This window comes from Arsenophonus endosymbiont of Aleurodicus floccissimus (genome assembly GCF_900343025.1).
GTDB lineage: Bacteria > Pseudomonadota > Gammaproteobacteria > Enterobacterales > Enterobacteriaceae > Arsenophonus.
The window spans coordinates 244,915-266,069 of sequence record NZ_OUND01000001.1; the positions used below are offsets into that span (position 1 = coordinate 244,915).

Below are 21,155 nucleotides of genomic sequence, written 5' to 3' on the forward strand. Positions count from 1 at the left end.
TAGAGGAGAGAAAAGTTGTGCTCTCATAATCATTTTAATGAAAGTTGTCATAATAAGATACTCTGCCCGCAATGTGATTTATTGGTAGCATTACCGGTTTTAGAACAAGGCACTAAAGCCAGCTGTCCACGCTGTCATACTGTTTTATCTGCTAAGTGGAAGTATCCAGCTAATCAACCAACTGCAATAGCGATTAGCGCATTAGTGATGTTGCTTATTGTCTGTTTATTTCCTTACGTAAAAATGAGTGTCATGGGCATTGAAAGTCAAATTTCACTGTTTAATATTGTTCATGCCATGTTTGATGTAAATTATGCTAGTCTTGGCTGGTTTTTTCTCCTTTTTATCGTGGCAGTACCCGCTTTTTGTATGGTTGCCATTACTTTATTATGTCAACGAGTTAATTTCCCGCTTTGGTTAAAAATAAATCTTGCCAGGACGTTATTTCAAATGAAAACCTGGTGCATGGTAGAAATTTTTCTAGCTGGGGTGTTGGTTAGTTTTGTAAAACTAATGGCCTATGGTGAAATGACTTTGGGTATCAGTTTTGTCCCTTATTGTTTTGTTTGTTTGTTGTAGGTCAGGGCATTTCAATGTTTAGATAGACATTGGTTATGGCTGCAAATAGGTGAAATGCCAAAGCTTGAGATCCCGCTGCAAGAAGGCAAAAGTGGCATTAGTCAAAACGTCAGATCATGTCATATTTTTGTATGGCGATTTTGCCAGCTGAACGTAAATACTGTCCTCGTTGCCATACCAAAGGCTATGTTAGGCGGCCTAATAGTTTACAAAATACCATGGCATTATTGCTCTCCTCATTAGTCCTTTATATTCCAGCAAACGTTTTGCCTGTTATGATCACTAATACATTAGGTAGTAGACTAGACTCTACTATTATGTCCGGTGTTATTTTGTTATGGGGTGATGCTTCGTATCCAGTCGCCATTATTATTTTTATTGCTAGCATTATGGTACCTAGCTTAAAAATAGTGACGGTAGGCTGGTTATGTTTTGATGCTAAAGGTTATGGCAATCGGGATCCGGCGAGGATGCATTTTATTTATGAACTTGTTGAATGGGTTGGACGTTGGTCAATGATTGATGTTTTTATGATTGTAGTATTATCGTCATTGGTGCAAATGGGACGATTAATGAGCGTTTCACCGGCACTTGGGGTGATTTTATTTGCCGCTGTTGTGATTTTAACCATGTTTGCGGCAATGACTTTTGATCCGCGTTTAACTTGGGATCGCTGTAATGTTGTATCGCAGAGTAGAATTCGGTTAGAAAAGGGGTTGCAAGGTGGCTAATAAAGATAACACTGACGCGCAAGCAAAGATCAGTAAACTAAAAAGTTGGTCACCGATTTGGATCATTCCAATTATCACCATCTTTATTGGTGCCTGGATCCTAATTTACCATTTTAGCCATTTAGGCCCTGAAGTGACATTGATTACCTATAATGCTGAAGGTGTTGAAGCGGGAAAAACCAAACTTTAAAATCGTAGTGTTGATATAGGCTTGGTGGAAAAAGTTTCTCTTGATAACAACTTTAAGCGTGTAATTATTAAAGCACGTCTAAATGATTGCATGGGGGATTTGTTAAAGAAAGATACCGCATTCTGGATCGTTAAACCGGCTATTGGCAAAGAGGGAATAACTGGTTTAGGCACGCTATTTTCTGGCGTATTTATTGAAGTACAACTTGGCAATAGTGAACAGCATGCTGAGAAATTTGACTTATTGGGTTCGCCGCCATTAGCTTCACCTGATGCTAAAGGTATTCGAGTGATTTTGACTAGTGATCAGGCTGGTAGATTAAATACTGGCGCCCCAGTGCTATTTCATGGTTATCGAGTCGGGTCGGTAGAAGCGAGTTCGTTTGATATTAAAAGCCACAATATGCATTATCAACTCTTTATTAATGCTCCTTATGATGGGCTAGTAACGGAAAATGTTCGTTTTTGGCGGGATAGTGGTATTGCTTTTGATCTATCGGCACAAGGTGTTCGCTTAGAGATGGGCTCTTTGGCTACACTATTTAGTGGTGGGGTTAGTTTTGATGTTGTAGAGGGTTGGCAACCAGGTAAACGAGTAGATGATAAAAGACTATTCAGACTTTATGAAGATCAAAGAAGCATTCAGAACTCTTTATATACTGTATATAAAGAGTTTATTTTGTTTTTCTCTGATTCAGTTCGCGGATTACAAACTGGAGCACCGGTTGAATTTAGAGGAATTCGCTTAGGAACCGTGATGGAGGTTCCGTTTGATTCTGAGAAATTACGTCAAAAATTGGATAATGAATTCCGTATTCCGGTTTTAATTCATATTGAGCCTGGTCGTGTTAGTACCGATATTGATTTAGAAAAAGGGTTTGCTGCAGCACTAAGACAAGGATTAAGAGCAGCTTTAAAATCGGCTAACCTAATTACCGGAGCATTATATGTCGATTTGGATTTCTATCCAGAAAAGGGCCATTAAAAGTTGCTAATTACGATATTATTCAAACGGTTAGTGCTGGATTATCACAGATCCAACAAAAAGTAGTTGAGGCATTAGATAAAATCAATCGTTTGCCGATTGAGCCTATGATAAGTCAAGCAACAAATACGCTAGCAGAAAGTCAGAAAACCATTCGTGAAGCACAGCGTACTTTATCTGAGTTGAATAAACTGATGACTAGCAAAGACTTTCAAAAGATCCCTGCTGATCTGCAACAGACTTTGCTTGAATTGAATCGGGTCATGCAAGGTTTGCAGCCAGGATCACCTGCCTATAATAGAATGATCAATAATATGCAGCGTCTTGATCAGGTGTTAAGAGATATTCAACCCGTTATCAAGATATTAAATAATAAGAGTAATGCACTTGTTTTTGAAGCAAAATCGATGAAGGATCCAGAACCGAAGAAGGTGACAAAATAATGAGATATTTGGCATGGATTTTGTGTTTTTTACTTATCGGTTGTAGTAGTGGTATTGAAAAATCTTATTATCAATTACCAACAACGCCGAGCTTAGTGACTAAAAAAAGTGATTTACTAACGCAAAAACAGCTTTGGGTACAGACAGTGCAATTGTCTGGAATATTGGCAGATAATGGTATTACTTACCAAACTAACGATGTTAATTATGTTAATGCAACCAATCATCTATGGGTAAGCGCGTTAGAACAGCAATTGATGCAAAATTTAGTCAATCAGTTATCAATAATGTTGCCTAATCGATTAGTATCGGTTCAACCGCTGGAAAACAGACCTGATAGCCTTAATGTTTTTTTGGCCGCTTTTCATGGCCGTTATGATGGTAAAGTGATCATCCAGGGAAACTGGATTTATAAAAGTGATAAAGCCATTATCAATCGAGATTTTAGTCTGCTGCTTGATCAAGATGAAAATGGCTATTCGGCATTAGTTAGGACGTTAGCAAGAGGCTGGGCTCAGGTTGGACAATCTATAGCGAACCAATTATCTTGAATGTATAAAATATTCGCCCCTTCAGCTTGATAACAGAAGGGGTTTATGACAAAAAAATCTGGCTTTAAAAGCTGCTTGTATCTTGAAATAAACCGACTTTCAAATCTTTTGCTGTGTAAATACAATTACCATCAACCAAAACTTCACCATCAGCCACACCCATAATTAATTTTCGATTAATAACACGTTTTAAATGGATACGGTAGGTTACTTTTTTTGCGGTTGGCAAAACTTGTCCAGTAAATTTGACCTCACCTACGCCCAGTGCCCGGCCTTTACCTTTACCACCGAGCCATCCCAGGTAGAAACCAACGAGTTGCCACATTGCATCTAAACCTAGACAACCAGGCATAACGGGATCATTAGTGAAGTGGCAACTAAAAAACCATAAATCAGGTTTGATATCAAATTCTGCTTCGATAGATCCTTTATCATAATTGCCGCCAGTTTCGGTCATTTTTGTGATGCGATCCATCATCAACATATTACCGGAAGGTAATGGCGGCCCATTTTCACCAAAAAGTTCACCTCTGCCGGAAGCATCCAAATCTTCTTTTTTATAGGAGTTGCGTTTATCAACCATATTACTAAATAGCCTTATTATTAATAATAAGGCTAAAGAATAGCGTACGCTTGTAAGCTGAGCAACTCTGATCAGCTGTTTTTTTAAATTTAATTTAGCCACTTTAGCAGCCCCATGAATTTCGGTCTTTCTTGGTTATTAGCCTGAGTAATTCGTTCTTGTATTAAAGCTAACAGATGTAAGTTATTTGTATCATATTGTTGCTTATAATAAGCGTGTTTAGTTAAAATTGAAATGGCTTCTGAAACGTGTTCAACCGGCCAAATGTGAAATACGCCAGATTTGACTGCCGCAATAAGATCGGCTTTTAAGCATAAATGACGAATATTAGCCGCAGGAATGATAACGCCTTGCTGACCAGTTAATTCACGTTGGAAACAGACATTAAAAAAGCTTTCGATTTTTTGGTTAATACTACCAATCGGTTGTACATAACCGAATTGATCTACTGCACCGGTAACCGCAATTTGCTGATTGATAGGCTGAAGAGAAAGTGCACTAATTAATGCACAAAGCTCAGCTAATGAAGCGCTGTCACCATCAACTTCATTGTAAGACTGTTCAAATACGATTGAGGCAGAAAAGGGTTGTGGTTGTTCAAGCTTTAATTCGTAATTGAGATAGGCTTGCATAATCATCATGCCTTTAGCGTGAATATTACTGCCCAGCTCAACTTTACGTTCTACATCAGTAAACTCACCATCACCGAAGTGAGCAACACAAGTAATACGTGATGGTTCACCGATAAGTTCTGGATGTCCTGGGTACTGCATAACTGATAATCCATTGATTTGGCCAATCATTTCACCTTCAGTTTTAATAAAAACTTGTTTTTGCAGAATATCATCCAGATTGCATTTGGCTAGGTAACCGTGTTGCCACTGGCGCTGTTGCGTCGCTGTTTGGAACGATTTCGCAGTTAACTGGTCATCTTGTTGAAATTGATTTGCCTCAGCTAAATAACGAATGAGCCACATTCTATCTAGCGGTAGGATAGATTTGTCTTCCGTATATCGAATTGCTTGCGTAATGAAGGTTGGCCACGCATCAGTCGTTAAAGCAGGAAATTGGCAATCGGTAATAATTTGTTTAACAAATTGCATCCATAGCGATAATTGACCACTATGTTCAAAATTCAATTCAAATTCATATTCGCCATAGGTAGCTTGAGAAAAAAGCTCTGGTTCTTTTGTTTCAAGTTCCTCAAGGCTGAAATGATCGCCGACCAATATAAGCTTAATATCAAGTGGCATTGAATCAATTGGATAGGGTAAAAATTGATTATCATTGGCTGGAAGCCATTCAAACCGTTTTTGCATCACCATCTGTTTTAAACGCTGCCACATTAATGGCTGCGCTAATAATGTACCAACAGAAAGTAATAATACTCCGCCATTGATTTTGTGTAATAGTCCGGGCTCTAAGTGAACACTATTTTGATGTTGATGAACACTGCCAAATAATTGAGGCATTTCTATCCAATTACAGTAATAGACTGAATGACAGGGCGTAAATGATTCCTTAGTGCCTTGCCAATGAAATCTTCCATTTGATTGTTGATAATCTCCAGTGATAGTTACTGATGATGGATTAATATTTTTAATGCATTTTGCTAACTCAGATAAGTAGCTTTGGCATTCTAATGCTTTAATGACAGCAAAAGGAGAATAGGTTGGTGTTAATAAAAACCTTTCAAGACTATTATATAATCTAGGTTGAATGATGGTCAAAGTGGCATTATCTAGTTTATCAGCCGCAGCAAAAAGATTAAGATAAGGTTCATAATCAGGTGCTAAATTCTGCCATATTAATTCGTTACTAATCACGCTATTTTTCAACTTATAATTTAGATAAAAAGTTTACAAATTATCCTCAATATCCTGATTGTATGAAGTCAAGATAGAAGACATTTTAGAAATACGCTATTGTGTTTGGAGAAACAGGTACATTTTACTATGAAAACAAGATATCCATTTTCAGCACTATAAAATTTTTAGGATGAAATCATTATATTAACGTTTGTTTAAATTTATGCCACTATTAATTTTATATATTTTAAATATAATTTTATTTATAAACTGTAGTAATAAGTGCAATAGAAAATGTAAAAGTCTATTCAATGTAAATAATTTTGGACTGCATATTAGTAACTAATGGTTAGTATCGAGCTAGTAAACTAATGACAAAAACCACTAATACACAGTAGATACAATGTATTATTTTAATTTAGAACATAGTGAAAATTACTAGCTATAAATGTGAATAATCATATTCTATCGCACTAATTATGATTTTTTATCGATTGACTTGTATAATAGGAAAAATTATATTTTTTGCTAACATTTCAATATAGCGCGATTTCTTACTAAGATTTTATTAAGTTGGCTAAAAAACCAAACGTTTTTATTTTTAAATGTTATTATAATTACATAAGTTACGTTGTCACAGAGATGATTATGAAATATCAATAGCTTGAAAATCTTGAATGTGGTTGGAAATGGGATTACTTGGTTAAAAAGTATCGATATGGTGAGAATATCACTAAATATATAGAAAAAAGCGCCGTTCAGGATGTGATTGAGCAATTGTTGAAATTAGAAAATACCCCAACAAAAGTGATAAACTGGATAAAAAATCATATGTCGCCAGATTTATCCAATCGAATGAAGGAAACGATTAGAGCCCGCAGAAAGCGACATTTTAATGCCGAGCATCAGCACTCATGTAAAAAATCTATTGATTTAGATTTTCTTGTTTGGCAAAGACTATCTATTTTAGCAAGAAAACAAGGCTGCACGCTGTCTGACGCTATTGTGCATCTTATTGAAGATGCAGAGAGAAAAGACCAGTATGCAAATCAAATGTCGACATTTAAGCAGGATTTGCAAAATATACTGGGTGACTAGAGTAAAAAATAGTATCTTAAATATGGATTTTTTAGCCACCATAGCAATAAATTTTAAGCAAAAAAATAACCCTTGAAGAAAAGGGTTATTTTTTTGTAAATAAATAATTTTTTAAACAGATACTACGGTTACGGAGTTACTTCTGTAGTACCTTGGATCTCGATTTCTACTCGACGATCTGGTGCTAAGCAATTAATTAATGCAGCGCGAGGTTTTACGTTATTACAAGTACTACCTGTTACTGGATTTTGTTCTCCGCGACCTTGTGAACTAATTGCGTTCGCTGGGATACCTTTAGAAATCAGGTAGCTCATCACTTCATGTGCGCGTTTCTGAGATAAAGGTTTGTTGTAGGATGGTGAACCAATACGGTCAGTATAGCCAAGAACCATCACACGACCTTGAATTGGATCAAGATTCGTTAGTTCGCTATACAACTTATCAAGTTCAGCTTTACATGCTGGCTTCAAGGTATGTTTATTGAACTCAAATAAAACGTAAGAACGTAAAGTAAAACGTTTGTTTTCGATTGGTGCTGGCGCTGGTACAATCACAGTCGCTGCGTCTTGATTGAATCGATATGCAACACTAACGCTCAACATCCCACTATCTGGACGAACAGATAGTGAATCTTTATCGCCAATATGACTTACCCATTGATAATCTAAACGAGTTGCCCATTTTGGGGTAATAGCATATTCAAGCCCTAGCGCATAAACTGGAGAAACACCAGTGTCATGCTCTTTAAAAGAGGATTGACCTTCTACGTTTGCTTTTGCATCAGTCCGCCATACCATACCACCGAGACGACCGTAAACATCTAATTCGTCTGTCAGTGGATAGCTTAGACGAGCGGTTAATTGAACACCCATCGATTTCAGGCTACCATTATTTGGCTGACCAGAATATCTCATTCTGCCAAACCAGTCATAACCTAATTCGAAACCGAGATATTGATTATGTTGGTAACCAACATAGGCACCTGCGCCAAGTTGATCGCGCTTAGTTTTACCACTGCCAACATTTTCATCGTAAGGATGAAAGCCGGTATCTTCAAAGTGTGACCAACCTAATTTAGCACCGGTATACCAGGTATTATCTTTGGGTGCCGCCTGAGCTGTAGTTGCGAAAGCCGCCACTGCTACTGCGATAGCTATCTTTTTCATTTTACGCCTCGTTATCATCCAATATAGGCATCAGCTTCTTGAGCTTTTTTATAAGCCGTATGGTTTAAAATGCTGGTTAAGTTATTACGCTCTACTATCTTCGTTTTTACTTTATTTGCCTATTGAATTATTCAAATAAAAAGTAGAATCAAAGCACTATCTTAACGTTGTAAAGTCTACAACGAACTTCAAAAGTTACAAGTAGAGGAAACATTAATCTCATTAACTTTTTAAAAGGCAATCTGTGAATTTAGATATAATTTATAACTATATTGCCATGGTTAAAGAATTAACCAAATGATTTATATTATTTTTTTGTTTTTGTCTATTGTCGTTTACAACTCATTAAATAGGTTAGGAATAATCCTAATCTAGGCTAGTGATAATAATTAGAATGAATTTTTAGCTGATTAGGAATGTCCGCGGGCACAATTTATATTTTCAGGCCGCATAACAAAGCCAATACTGTTTCCTAGCTGTGCTGCATGCTCTAAATGTTGTAAACATGATGGTGATAAAGTCGGTAACCAGCCTAAGACAATATTACAATTGCCGCTAGATAATGCTTTTATCATAGCAATAACGCTCATTTCTGGGCTTAGTGAATTTATTTGTACTGTTTTATTTAATTGTAGCTCTGAATTAATCAACCAACTACGGCTTAATTTTCGGTTAGGATTTAGCCATAATAGCCAACGAGATTCATCGCAAAGCCGGTGTAATAATGATTCATAAGTACTTCAACCATAGGATTATTTTTATTATATACCCATTCATTAATTCCGCCGTTTGAATAAACTGGCGCATTTCTATAATTTGGCAATAGTAAATTTTGGACATTACTAGGTTGATTCTTTGTTTTTATTGGGTAATTCCATGTGTTGGTATTCATATTGACCCCAGCTCATTACTGTACATATATACAGTAATTATATATTCATATAATATCAAGCCGATTTTTACAAAGCGCTTCGCAAAAAATTAACTTTTCTGCTTAATTGAACATTTAATTGGTACAGTTTGGATAAGATTACGTATTTTTTATTCTGCCTGTTAAGTAGAATATTTTTATTAACTATTAATGAGTTAAGTGGATATATGTGACAGTTTATTTATTATAAATATTAAATATAAAGGGTAACTGTTAAATTATGTTTTGTAATTGGTAAGATATTTATTTAGCTATATTTAATTTAATATTAAACGATACTTAAGGTTTTATTTGTGGCCTTTTATATACACGGTTTTGCAATAATCAAGGAGGTTTTTAAAATGGATGAAATAACTTAATAAATTTTCTTACTATTTTAACTGATTAAAATATGGAGAAGTATAAAAATATTAGATTTGTGAGCGTTCACATGGAGAGTGGCAATTATGCTTTTATTTGATTCTCGTTTTTCTTGTTTGCAAAGCATAATGGAAAATTATGGCCACATAAAGAAAAAACTGCATTTTGGGGGTTATTGTATTCTAGTCAATCATGTCATTATTGGGCAGGTATTGGATGGCGAGTTTTATTTGCGAGGTTGTTTATTTGCTGAACTCCAATTTGAAGTGTCTGGATTGCAAAAACTGATTTATACCAAGAAAGGCGTTCCTCTTATATTAAAGTATTTTTTTATCAATGAAATGCTTTGGAATGATAATTTACTTTTATGTTATTACATTGATCTAGCTTATAAAGCGGCCGTGGAAGAGTTATCTCAGAAACAGCATTCAAATATCAGGATCAAAGACTTACCAAATATGAATATATCGATAGAAAGGGCATTAGGTAAAGTAGGAATTAGCGATGTAGACTATTTGAAAATGTTAGGTGCTAAAGTTTGTTATTTAAAATTAAGGCAGAAAAAAGTCAATCTGAGTATTAAATTACTATTTGAATTAGCTGGGGCTATTGAAGGCTATCATATCGCAGTACTTCCTGAATCAATAAAAATTGAATTAATTACTTGGTACAATAGCCTAACGTAAAGAAATACATCAAAAAAAATGATTTTATGGCCAGTTTTATATTTAATAAAATTTACTAATTATAACTATTTTAGTCTGGCTCTTGTTGGTTAATAAAAATAATCAGAGAGGTGATTTCTGGCAACAGGTTAATTAATAATAATAATTGCTCAACAATGAGTTGTTCTTTGTTATTTTCTCCTAATTGTATGGTTTGGAAGCGTTGAATCAATGGATTGTCAAACTCTTTGACTGTTTGGTTATTTAATAAGGCAAAATTCAACGCCGACTCAATATAGGCGATTATACTATCAAGAATAGATAAAATAGTTTGATTATTAAGTTGTTCGCGATGTGCTCCCAAGGCGGAAATATAACTTAACATGCTGTGATTAAGGCAGAGTAATCTAAAAATTTTTTCTGGGAAGATATTGTTAGTTTTAGTTATGGCAAGCACATCAGATATTACAGAAACTAGTTCTGCATCATTAATGTGGGCATCGCGACGGGCAATACGATAATCGACACTGTTATTTCTACCTTGATGATACTGAAATAAAATAGCGGCAAGATAACGGCAATTACTGTTTAATGTTTGTTGCAGGGCTTTAGGCAGTTGTCGAAATTTCGAATCAGGCCAAATATAATTTACTGCAATCCAAGCAATGCTACAACCAATGATTGTATTAGTTACTCGGGGAAGCATAACGTTGAAACCTTCATCCAATAAGTTAAAACTAAGTAAAACCAGCAGAGTAATAAATAAGGCGGCTTGGGCATATTGACTATTGCGGAAGGTAAAGAAAAGGACGCCACTAATAATAATGAGTAAGAGTTGTCCTTCGATAGAGGGTACGAAATAGAGCAGAGGTAACCCAATTAGAATAGCGACGATGGTTCCAATAATACGCAAGATTAAGTAATTCTTAGTTGCAAAATAATTTGGTTGGCATACAAATAAACTTGTCAGTAATATCCAATAACCCTGAGCTAGATTAAAGCATTGAACAATAATATAACTGGTACACAATACTACTGACATTCTAATCGCATGGCGAAGCAGTGTTGAATTAAGTGTTAAGTTACTGGTAAGTGTAAGCCAAAAGTCAATGATGTTAGACAATGAATTGTCAAAAAGTGGTGTTTCTGTCAATGATTAGCTATGTGGAGTTTCTATTTGCTCAAAAGCAATACTATTAAGTTGAGTATCTATCTCTTTAAGATTAACTAATAGGTTATAAAGTGCGTTTATTTATTTGTTGTTGGAATATTGTTGAGTAAGGTGTTGCAATGAATTTTCCAGATTAGCAAATGCATATTTAAATTTTGCATTATGCTGATACCTTGTATGAGATAAAATGGAGTGAGCAACCAATTGGCATGCTTCAGCTTGCATTGATAATAATTTCTGGAATCGGAAAAGAATATCACTATATCACTATGCGGAAAATACTAATTTAAATTTTGATATTTAATGTGTGTTGAACTTGCTCGTTCATGGATATCTTGAACAATAAAATAGTAATGTAGGCTATTGTTAGTCCTTGATTGGTTTTTATTTTTTTTCAAGCGACTAAGCAATGTCACTTTCATTTGGTTCATCGTATTGACCAGTTTGCTATTGGCCATTGCAAGATCAAAGATCGATTGTTGATAATTTTCTTCAATCTCGGGTTTAAATAAATTGGCTTTATTAGCTAGGTAGATAGAAAGTTGTTGGTAACATTCGGCTAATTTATTATGTAAGGGCTGGATAGGAAGAAAAATATGACTGATAAGCGTTAATAAATAGTACCAAATAGCCCCCATAAGTAACAGTATCGGTTGTTGATACCCAATTGTAAAAATCGTTCCAAGCATGGTATAGATTGCGACCAGAAGTGCGCCAAAGGCGATTGTTCCATAGGGTAACCCGAGAACACCAAGCAATGTAAAGCTAAAAGTTGATAACGCTAATCCAATAAAAAATAGCCACGGATAGGGAAATAGTAGCCCAACAGTGACCGAGGAAATCAGAAATGATAATAGCGTGATGGCGATATTACGAAGCTTACCAATAACTCGATCATCAAGATCAGTTAATGCAGCGGCAACGATACCCAGTGTTAAAGGGATAGTTATTTTAAGTTGTTCACCTAAAATCCAAGGGAGTAATGTTGTTCCTGAGAGTGCAATTAGTATTCGGATATAATAAAGGATGTTGCTATTATAAAATACATGGCGAAAGCTAGAGAACATGGTGAGCACAATAACCCCTAATTTGTCAGCATACTGATTAATAGTATAAAAGCATCCATAATAGCCTATAAGGTTTAGCAAAGAGAAAAAACTTTTTCTTGCCATGGCCTAAGACATTTTAGCTAAGGTAGTGTGTAATGGAATTGAAATCGACACATGTAGGTCAGCGTTTCGCTCAACATCCTTATAATCGAGTTTGTCTATTGAATGCGGGTGTGGAGGTGAGTGGTGAAAAACATCAGTATCTCATTCCGTTTAATCAACTTGTTGATATACGTTGTAAACGAGGTATTGTTTGGGGAGAGCTTGAATGTGAATTACCAAGCAACCAGGTAGTTCGTTTACACGGTACCGAATGGAACGAAATACAACATTTTTTTCATTATCTTATTGATATATGGAAAAAATGGAGTCAAGAGATGAGTTCGATTTGTTCAGATATTTTATCTGAACAAGTGCAAGAAATAGAGAAATACTTAATTCAGGATAGTTGGTTTACTCATGCGCAACTTATTCAGTTGCAAAATCAAATTAATAGCAGATTAAATGCCCTTCCAATGCCACTTGCGCGTTTAAATGAATTTACAAGTTGTCGCCAAAATTATGCTGTTTGTCAGCATTGGCTCCATTTGAGCCATCAGGCACTATGTGATATTAATCAATATTGGGTCGCTCGCTTGTTTAAGCAGTACTCTGAATTTTTTTAGCAATTTACTATTGCTCCTTTAAACCAATCTCAAATCAATTGTGTGGTCAATGGCGAACAAAATATTTTAATATTGTAGGGGACCAGGTAGCGGTAAAACGTCTATTTTGATAGCGAAAATGGGTTGGCTTTTAATCAGGCAAACAGGCTATTGCTGAACAGATTTTATTACTTGCGTTTGATGAGAAAACAGCAAAAAAATGAATGAATTGGTTCATACTGATTTAGGGTGGCCAGTATTTCAGGCAAAAACTTGTAATAGCTTAGTACTGCATATTATTCAAAGTTGCAGTAATAAAAATGTCGCTATTAGTGAATTAGAAATAAATGAACGAAAAGACATAATTTTCTGATCGGTGAATGGCAAAAGCAGTGCCATGAGCGAAAAGCGCCGGCAAAAGGGTGGCGTGAGTATTTAACGCGAGAATTAGCTGGGAATATAGCTAGCGGTGAGTTTTGGCATGACAAGCAATTAGCAAAAAGATTAGTGGTTCGTTTAGATAATTGGCTTAATTTATTACGTATACATGTTGGCAGTCAGAAAACAATAAGTGAATTAGCAACGCCAGAAGAGAGCAAGCAACTGCAAATGGAGCTGCGATTAGTGGCACCCATTATTAAAAGATGGAAAACGATGCTAAAAGCCGAGGGGGCAGTTGATAGCTTAGGGCTGATACATCAGGCAATTAATTTATTACAGAAAGGCAAATTTATTAGCCCCTTGAAATACATTCTAATTGATGAATTCCAAGATCTTTCGCCATTAGAAATGCAGTTACTGCAGTTATTACGAGAACAGAGTACACAAACTCACTTGTTTGCAGTTGGTGATGATGGGCAAGCAATTTATCGTTTTCCGCTAGCAAAATTAAATTTAATTGCCTCTTTTGAACATTATTTTGGTCAGGGAGTTTATTGTACACTTGATACTACTTATCGTTTTAATGATCACATAGCTAAAATTGCTAGCCAATTTATACAAATAGATCCTGAGCAGCAGATTAGACCATTAAAAAGTTTTGTTAAAGCAAATAAAAAATCGATAGTTTTATTACCAGAAGAGCAACTGGAAAATCTGCTTAATAAAATTAGTGGTTATGTTACTGAAAAAAAGATGATTCTTATTTTATCGCGTTATTTTTATTTGCAACCGGCTGTGATTAAAAAAGCTAATACCCGTTGGCCTAAATTAAAGATTAATTTTATGCCTATTCAAGCCGCGAAAGGGTGTCAGGCCGATTATGTTATCATCCTTGGATTAGACCATGGAATAAATGGTTTTCCTATATGTGAATCTGAGTCTGCAATAGAAAAAGCATTATTACCAAAGTTTAATATTTTCCCCAACCTACAAGATAGACGTTTATTATACGTTGCTTTTACTAGAGCTAAAAAGCAAGTTTATTTATTGTATGATAAATTAACACCGTCTATTTTTGTTGAGCAATTTAAAAAATTAGGTGTATCGCAATAAAAAAGAGCATGACTGTTATTTATTGTAACTTTTTTATTATTTAACTAGATTATTGCTATTAAAAATATATTTTGCTAATTATAACTTAATGTTATTTGTCAATTCGGGTTTCAAGGTATTGTGGATAATTGGATAATTGGATAATTGGATAATTGGATAATTGGATAATTGGATAATTGGATAATTGGATAATTGGATAATTGGATAATTGGATAATTGGATAATTGGATAATTGGATAATTGGATAATTGGATAATTGGATAATTGGATAATTGGGGATTTCAGTTTCATGATCAAAAGCCGGAGATGTGATAATAAAATCAGCACTAGCTATATTCGTGGCAACAGGAATGTTCCATACACTAGCAAGTCGAAGCAGCGCTTTTACATCCGGATCATGTGGAACTGCATTTAATGGATCCCAAAAGAAGATCAAAATATCGATTTTTTGTTCGGCAATCATTGCGCCAAGTTGTTGATCTCCACCCATTGGGCCAATAAGCATATTAATAATCTTTAATCCGGTATGTTGATAAATCAAGTTACCTGTTATACCAGTGGCAAATAATTTGTGTGTTTTTAGCACAGAAATATGTTTTTGCACCCATGTTAGTAGTGATAATTTACGGTGATCGTGGGCAACCAAAGCAATATTTTTATTTTTTTTCAATCTGCGAATAACGGATTCCATAAATTTCCTTACATTGATAGATATTTACTAGTTTAGCAACTAACGCACTATGCCAATATTAATTGAGTTAACTCAACAAATTCGACAAGTGTAGTAGCACTTTATTGCGATTTATATCATAGTTTAGTAATTATTTTTTAAATTATGGAGTTGTCGTAAATAGATGATCAGAAACTGACAGATATTTTAACTAAAATAAAATTTATAGCATTAGTTGGCGCTAGTGATAAAGCTGATCGCCCGAGTTATAAGGTGATGAAATGCCTTATAAATCAAAGATATAATGTGACCCCCGCCAGTCCAAAACTCGCGGGCAAAGAATTACTCGGTCAAAAAGTTTATGCCCATTTAGTTGATATTCCATATCCAATTAATATGGTTGATGTTTTTATAAATTCAGCCGCTGCCTTTGAAGTTACCGAACAGGCAATAGCAATTAATGCAAAAGTAATTTGGCTACAATTAGGTGTTATTAATGAAGAGGCTAAAAGATGGCTGAGCGAGCAGGATTAGCGGTGGTGATGAACGTTTGCCCTAAAATAGAGATACCTCACTTAGGCTTAGAGAAATAGATCAAGGAAGATGATAGACTAACCATCTCCATTGATTGTATTTAAAATTAGTTAATTACGTAATTGTGGGGCTCTAAGTTGAGTTTTAATTGATTCCGATAGCTCATCTAATGATGACTGTTCTGGGTGCTCATTAGAAGTTTCATAAGTAATCTGGGCTTCAGCCAGATAAGTGTGAATAGGTTCACCATTATCATCTTCCATAACGACATGGTACCAGGGAGCTGAGCGTAGAGCTGCATTAGCTGCAATATCGTCATCCTGTGGTTTATCCAGAGAGTATTCAGCGTCAACATCGACGATTACTCCAAGATAACCCAGGAGTTTGTGCCTTACTTGTTGCCCAATACTAAATTTACTGGTAGTCATCATAGCGCTACCTCCTAGAAGCCTTGCATATTCTATAGGTAATGATATGTGGGTAATAATATAAAATTCAAGCAGGTCACTCTGTTACGCTAGTTTCTTAATAACTCTAATCCATGTAGATTAAAAACTCTATACTATGATAGCATCTGTTGTTTACACAAAAAAACAATATGTTAAGGTTATTATTTATTATAAGAGAGCACTAAAATGCGAAAGATAGGTAGAAATTACTATATATGGGCGAGTTCAGCGTGTAGGGTTTCGTTATCATACCTTGCATTAGGGGAAAGAACATGGACTATATGGTTATGTTTATAATCGTTACAAAGCTTTCGGTACATTACAGCAAATTCAGCAGCTAGAGTATTGGCTAAAAGCTGGTGTGCCAGTGGGTGCTAAAATTGAATATTATAAAAGTGAAGAGTGCCATGTTGAAAAAGAGGTAGTAGATTTTCATATTAGACACTCGCTGTGATAACTCAAATACATTTTGCTGGCTTAGGTAAACCTGCAAGTTTTGTTGCTTGTTTCGCTGGTCCTTTTGGAAAAAGGCGATAAAGATAGCGGCTATTACCAATATCCTCACCATATTTTTTAGCAATTGCCTTTACTAACATACGAATAGACGGCGAGGTATTGAATTCGAGATAAAATTCACGAATGAAGCGAATAATTTCCCAGTGTTGCTCTGTTAATGTAATATTCTCTTGTTTGGCTAGTAGATATACCATGGATTCACACCATTCTTGGCTATTTTTAAGGTAACCATCGGCATCAGTGTTAATTTCACGATCTTCAAATATAAACATATGATATTTCTAAGCTTAAAAAAATGTATGGTTAATTTAACAAAATTGAACTCTTTACCCAAGTATATTAGGTAAATATGCCGATAAATTAAGTAAATAATCACTTAATAGCATAAATATTTAGCGATTAAATTATATAAGGCTTTACAACCATTCAAGCTGTGTTTATAGTTCTTGGCATTGTGGAGGGGTGGCCGAGCGGCTGAAGGCAGCGGTCTTGAAAACCGCCGATGGGAAACCATCCGAGAGTTCGAATCTCTCCTCCTCCGCCATTTTCGTTTTAGTCATGTCTTTTAAACACAGACAAATCGTTATCAATCCAGCAAATTAGTAAATTTCATTGTTGACGATGACGATGGGTTATTGATATCTTGCTACAATTTATTATATTGAATTGTTCACTGTCATTTTTTATCCCATCGATCTATAAAGCTGTTTGAAAAATCATTGATTGGTTGGCAAAAATAATACTAATCAGCCACCAATGAAACTAGCTGATTAGTATTATTTTTCACCATTATTCCATTCGGATATTGCTTCTTATTTCTATCCTCGATACAACCTTTTTGTCATAACAGCTAGGATGAATTCAACAACTATCATAATTTTATCAGAACCTAGGGCAAATCTTTATTTTTTGTTCATTTTCAGTTGTACAGCCTTGTGGGTTGTGTCCGGGGCCAAACTGAGTGTCTCACATCTCCTCTGTGGTTATTTTTTCATCTGATGAATTCTCTTTATTTGTAAAAGCCAGAAAACTGATACCTAAAACAGATGTAATAGCAAATATTTTAACTAGTCGTTTCATAACTTGTCCTCTTGGGTTGGTTGAAAACCATATTCGATAATAATTTTATTTTTTTATTTTCAGTAATATTTTGTTGTGTGATTTTTGCGACAATTTTTTGTTGGAGTAGTTTTTTTAGCAAAACCGGATGATAGCTGCCGCCAGGACAGCTAATTATAAGAGGATTTTGTTGCTAATTATCTTCACAATTACCATGCGAAAGATTATATTGATCATCATGGCAAGGAGCTAGGGCATTATTAAATTGCAAATAAAAAGAGGGATCTGGGCTACTAAGTCCTGCATGTTCTTTGTTGTTCGCGGGTGCTATGTTCACCATGTCCAGTATTATGAGCAGAAGCATGAGCTGGGATATGAGCAGCAGGATGATCACCACCATGACCAATATAACTGCTACGATAATTGTTACTATCAGCTTCTGCTGAACTATTAAAAAAAGTAAAAGAGAACAGTATAGTAACCAATAAAACCTTAGATAACGTTTTCATAATATATAACCTTAGCTAAATTGTTTATGTGTTTTTTGTACGGCTAAATTAGCAGTAATAAAAGATAGTAAAAAATTAATTATATGTAAAATTCCTTGTATTTATATGTTAACTATATGAATGCATGAAGAATTAGATGTTTTTAATATTTTAAATTACTGACTATCAATAGTCATTTTATAATTTTTACTATTAATAATAAATTATTTATATCACAGTTTGGCATTAAAATTGTGATGCAACATTAACATCAAAATGAGCAATACAAATACTATTAATACCTTAATTGGCAGTTGATCACAGTTAATATAAAAGCAAGTATTTTGCCACTTGGTGCTGCAAAATGTTAGCCAGGATATTTTGACTATAATTAATTATTTGAATTATAAGATAGGTAAAATGATAAATAAAAAACAGCTATGTTTTTTTCCGTTGTTTTAATTAGTCATCTATTTATTTTTATTTCCTTTGCGATTTCCCATGAAAATAACGACATAAAATCGCGACAATTTATTGTCAACTTGGCTTATGGAAATGGTTGGGCTAGTCAAGGCGGCGAAATGAATTGTGGCAGTTATCAAGTAAGCTTTGGAGAAAAAATAGCCAATAATTTTTTTGCTTCAATAGCTTATTTAAATGAAGGACATCCAAATAATAATTACCGCGATGGTTTTGCCGTTATCGGCACTGGAGTAGTTGATTTCAATCAACGAATAAAGTTAGATTTTTCACTTGGCCCCTATTTTAGTATGAATACAACTCGCCGTAATAAACAAGTACATAATGATAAACGAGTTGGTATTTACGGTTCAGTTGCGTTTATTTATTACCTTATTCCTGATAGACTTTATTTGAAAGCCCAATATAATCATGTGTAAATGTTTAATTCATTTACAACAGATTCAGTCATGGTTGGTATTGGTAACAACTTTCAAAATGAACTGCGATTTTCGTTTGCTGCTAAAAAAGATATGCAAATAAGTTATGGGTTAGGCACTTCGCAAACTAATTGAGCAAAATTACCATTAAAAATAGGTCAGCAAGTAGAGTTTAAGCATTTTATCAATGATGCTACCGCCTATTCAGTCAGTTATCTTTATGAAGGGGATAATGGTTAGGTTAATAGGCAAAGTGTTGTTGAACAGATTTGGTATGTCATACCGATATCAACCTATTGGATGTTTAGTGCTGGAGCTGGGCCTTATTATACTTATGATAGGCATGAGATAAACAATAAGAATGATTTTGCCGGTGTTATTAGCTTACAAATAAATTATCAATTAGTTAGGCATTTAAGTACTAATTTTCGTTTTAATCGTGTTGTTTCGTTTAATGATAAAGACCAAGATATGTTTATGGCAGGAATTGCTTGGCGCTTTTAACATCTAAAGTTAGTTATTTTTGCTACTAATTGCATATAAAGTTATTAGTAAGTATATCTCTTTTAGTGTTGTTTAAACAACTATACAGCCTATATTATTAAAATATAATTACCAAATGCGTTTTATATATATCATTCACTTTATCAATTTATTTTATTTATTACCATTAGAACACATTGGAAAAGCATAAATAGAGGGTATAGGCTGAAAGAAAAGTTTTATGTTTTTATATTAATGATATTATTTTCTACTTTTTGAATTAGCGGCGGAGTTGCTCAATGTCGAATAAAGAAAGTTTTCACATACACGGAAATGATTTAAGTCTATCAACATTAAATTATATTGATAGTAAAGTATTGAAAAGACAATTGAATATTAATAGTTTTCGCATATTAGATAATCAAACTATTGTCTTTGCAGCTGACATTGTGGCAGGTTCATTTTTAATGCTGGCAACGCCGAGTGGGGTTGTGAATATTTTAGCTGAAATGCCTAATAAAGATATCAAAAAAAATATTGAAAATATCAGACAAGTTGATGTTTTTTTTTTGATAAATAAAGATATTTATTTCTTATCCAGCGCTTTGGCCACATCGGCAGCAATACATAAAATAACTTGGAATAAGATAATTAATATTGTTAATAATATACCTGTAACTATTGATGATATAGAGTTTATAACAAACGGTAATTCATTCTATATTATTCAAAGTGGTAAATATCATGGGTATATAATTACTAATCAGCATAAGTATAGATCTGATAGTGGTGCTTATGATATCTACGTTATTATTTATTCCTTAGGCAAGGAAATAAAATAAATTTAACTAGAAAAAAACGTTAATAATTTTCTATCGTTATCAGGTAGTAGCGATAAATTATAGTAGAAGAGTTAGTTAACATTGATATATTAATAATAAGTATTTATAAGGCAGATAAAATAGATATATTTGAAGATAAATTGGTAATAATCTAATTACTCTATTTAACGTAAAGATATTAGTAATAGTATTATACCTAGGTTTGATTATTTCTTAAAAGATTTATTGTGGTTATTATCTTTATCGGCTAGTACAAAGATAGTAGTAATTATCATATCACTGAGGTTAACTAAAGGAATAGGATAATGATAATTTTAAGCTTCATTTAGTTATATCTGTATAAAATTTATTCTCACTATTGCATTATTAGTTAAAGGGAGGATAGCAATAATGACGGTAGTTACTGAAGTTAGTGCCAACCGATATATCGGTGATTGTGCTACAACTGAATTTGATTATGAATTTAAAATATTTAGTGAGCACCATTTAGTTGTCATTATGACTGATGGTAATGGTGATCACGAGGAAAGATTGACATTAAATGAGGACTATACAGTAACAGGTGTTAATTACGATAAAGGAGGCAAAATAATCTTGTCATCACCTTTATTCAATGGAAATCATTTATTGATAGAGAGATGTTTACTAGCAAAACAAGAAGTCTCATTTGAAAATTTCAAACAATATAACGCAAAACAACATTAAAAC

Annotated in this window: 13 protein-coding genes, 1 tRNA gene and 9 pseudogenes; 13 read left to right on the forward strand and 10 right to left on the reverse strand. The window is 34.2% G+C overall.

What is annotated here, in order from left to right; genetic code table 11:
- The first annotated feature begins 15 nt into the window (after window positions 1–15).
- The 3 genes and pseudogenes from pqiA (at window position 16) to pqiC (ending at window position 3,478) form a co-directional block, all read left to right on the forward strand.
- Window positions 16–1,310: pseudogene (gene pqiA, locus ARADI_RS01250) on the forward strand (membrane integrity-associated transporter subunit PqiA).
- Window positions 1,303–2,927, forward strand: a pseudogene (gene pqiB, locus ARADI_RS01255) (intermembrane transport protein PqiB). The pseudogenes pqiA and pqiB overlap by 8 nt, the downstream one beginning before the upstream one ends.
- Window positions 2,927–3,478 (forward strand): membrane integrity-associated transporter subunit PqiC, encoded by a 552-nt coding sequence (pqiC, locus tag ARADI_RS01260; RefSeq protein WP_119710898.1) that lies wholly within the window; start codon window positions 2,927–2,929, stop codon window positions 3,476–3,478. The pseudogene pqiB and the gene pqiC overlap by 1 nt, the downstream one beginning before the upstream one ends.
- A gap of 64 nt (window positions 3,479–3,542) precedes the next feature.
- Here pqiC and fabA read toward each other — a convergent pair whose 3' ends face one another.
- Together fabA and ARADI_RS01270 are read right to left on the reverse strand one after the other, a co-directional pair.
- The gene (fabA, locus tag ARADI_RS01265) at window positions 3,543–4,061 is read right to left on the reverse strand and encodes a bifunctional 3-hydroxydecanoyl-ACP dehydratase/trans-2-decenoyl-ACP isomerase (protein ID WP_147392387.1); all 519 of its coding nucleotides are present in this window, start codon (window positions 4,059–4,061) and stop codon (window positions 3,543–3,545) included.
- 89 nt (window positions 4,062–4,150) lie between these two features.
- Window positions 4,151–5,887, reverse strand: a complete 1,737-nt coding sequence (locus ARADI_RS01270; RefSeq protein WP_119711604.1) for an AAA family ATPase — start codon at window positions 5,885–5,887, stop codon at window positions 4,151–4,153.
- A 630-nt stretch (window positions 5,888–6,517) separates the two neighbouring features.
- Here ARADI_RS01270 and matP point away from each other — a divergent pair.
- A pseudogene (gene matP, locus ARADI_RS01275) lies at window positions 6,518–6,967 on the forward strand (macrodomain Ter protein MatP).
- Between the two features lie 128 nt (window positions 6,968–7,095).
- On the opposite strand, the gene ompA reads toward matP, so the two are convergent.
- The 3 genes and pseudogenes from ompA to ARADI_RS01290 form a co-directional block, all read right to left on the reverse strand.
- Entirely contained in the window at window positions 7,096–8,133 is a 1,038-nt protein-coding gene (gene ompA, locus ARADI_RS01280; protein ID WP_119710899.1) for a porin OmpA, read from the reverse strand.
- Between the two features lie 410 nt (window positions 8,134–8,543).
- Window positions 8,544–8,798: pseudogene (locus ARADI_RS01285) on the reverse strand (SulA-like leucine-rich domain-containing protein); the annotation flags it as partial.
- A 14-nt stretch (window positions 8,799–8,812) separates the two neighbouring features.
- A complete protein-coding gene (locus tag ARADI_RS01290) occupies window positions 8,813–9,025 on the reverse strand; it encodes a hypothetical protein (RefSeq protein ID WP_119710901.1) in 213 nt (70 codons plus the stop codon).
- Window positions 9,026–9,510: 485 nt separating this feature from the next.
- Between ARADI_RS01290 and ARADI_RS01295 the strand changes: the two genes are divergently transcribed.
- Window positions 9,511–10,110 carry a TfoX/Sxy family DNA transformation protein gene (locus tag ARADI_RS01295; protein WP_119710902.1) on the forward strand — a complete coding sequence of 200 codons (600 nt, stop codon included), beginning with the start codon at window positions 9,511–9,513 and terminating at the stop codon, window positions 10,108–10,110.
- A 70-nt stretch (window positions 10,111–10,180) separates the two neighbouring features.
- On the opposite strand, the pseudogene yccS reads toward ARADI_RS01295, so the two are convergent.
- A pseudogene (gene yccS, locus ARADI_RS01300) lies at window positions 10,181–12,336 on the reverse strand (YccS family putative transporter).
- 128 nt (window positions 12,337–12,464) lie between these two features.
- On the opposite strand from yccS, the pseudogene helD reads away from it, so the two are divergent.
- A pseudogene (gene helD / locus ARADI_RS01305) lies at window positions 12,465–14,507 on the forward strand (DNA helicase IV).
- A gap of 268 nt (window positions 14,508–14,775) precedes the next feature.
- On the opposite strand, the pseudogene ARADI_RS01310 reads toward helD, so the two are convergent.
- Window positions 14,776–15,198: pseudogene (locus ARADI_RS01310) on the reverse strand (methylglyoxal synthase); the annotation flags it as partial.
- 159 nt (window positions 15,199–15,357) lie between these two features.
- On the opposite strand from ARADI_RS01310, the pseudogene ARADI_RS01315 reads away from it, so the two are divergent.
- A pseudogene (locus ARADI_RS01315) lies at window positions 15,358–15,770 on the forward strand (CoA-binding protein).
- A 51-nt stretch (window positions 15,771–15,821) separates the two neighbouring features.
- Here the strand turns inward: ARADI_RS01315 and hspQ are convergent.
- The gene (gene hspQ, locus ARADI_RS01320) at window positions 15,822–16,142 is read right to left on the reverse strand and encodes a heat shock protein HspQ (RefSeq protein WP_182853020.1); all 321 of its coding nucleotides are present in this window, start codon (window positions 16,140–16,142) and stop codon (window positions 15,822–15,824) included.
- A gap of 217 nt (window positions 16,143–16,359) precedes the next feature.
- Here hspQ and ARADI_RS17000 point away from each other — a divergent pair.
- Window positions 16,360–16,422: pseudogene (locus ARADI_RS17000) on the forward strand (acylphosphatase); the annotation flags it as partial.
- Between the two features lie 196 nt (window positions 16,423–16,618).
- Here ARADI_RS17000 and ARADI_RS01330 read toward each other — a convergent pair.
- Window positions 16,619–16,948, reverse strand: coding sequence for a TusE/DsrC/DsvC family sulfur relay protein (locus ARADI_RS01330; protein WP_119710904.1), 330 nt, complete (start codon window positions 16,946–16,948; stop codon window positions 16,619–16,621).
- A 184-nt stretch (window positions 16,949–17,132) separates the two neighbouring features.
- Here ARADI_RS01330 and ARADI_RS01335 point away from each other — a divergent pair.
- Window positions 17,133–17,220, forward strand: a tRNA-Ser gene (locus ARADI_RS01335).
- Window positions 17,221–18,028: 808 nt separating this feature from the next.
- Here the strand turns inward: ARADI_RS01335 and ARADI_RS01340 are convergent.
- Entirely contained in the window at window positions 18,029–18,244 is a 216-nt protein-coding gene (locus tag ARADI_RS01340) for a hypothetical protein (RefSeq protein ID WP_119710905.1), read from the reverse strand.
- Between the two features lie 419 nt (window positions 18,245–18,663).
- Between ARADI_RS01340 and ARADI_RS01345 the strand changes: the two genes are divergently transcribed.
- The 4 genes from ARADI_RS01345 to ARADI_RS01360 all read left to right on the forward strand — a co-directional run bounded on the left by ARADI_RS01345 (window position 18,664) and on the right by ARADI_RS01360 (window position 21,152).
- Window positions 18,664–19,122, forward strand: a complete 459-nt coding sequence (locus ARADI_RS01345; protein ID WP_119710906.1) for a hypothetical protein — start codon at window positions 18,664–18,666, stop codon at window positions 19,120–19,122.
- A 300-nt stretch (window positions 19,123–19,422) separates the two neighbouring features.
- Entirely contained in the window at window positions 19,423–19,626 is a 204-nt protein-coding gene (locus ARADI_RS01350) for a hypothetical protein (RefSeq protein WP_119710907.1), read from the forward strand.
- Between the two features lie 278 nt (window positions 19,627–19,904).
- Window positions 19,905–20,447 carry a hypothetical protein gene (locus ARADI_RS01355; RefSeq protein ID WP_119710908.1) on the forward strand — a complete coding sequence of 181 codons (543 nt, stop codon included), beginning with the start codon at window positions 19,905–19,907 and terminating at the stop codon, window positions 20,445–20,447.
- Window positions 20,448–20,837: 390 nt separating this feature from the next.
- A complete protein-coding gene (locus ARADI_RS01360; RefSeq protein WP_119710909.1) occupies window positions 20,838–21,152 on the forward strand; it encodes a hypothetical protein in 315 nt (104 codons plus the stop codon).
- Window positions 21,153–21,155: the final 3 nt, after the last annotated feature.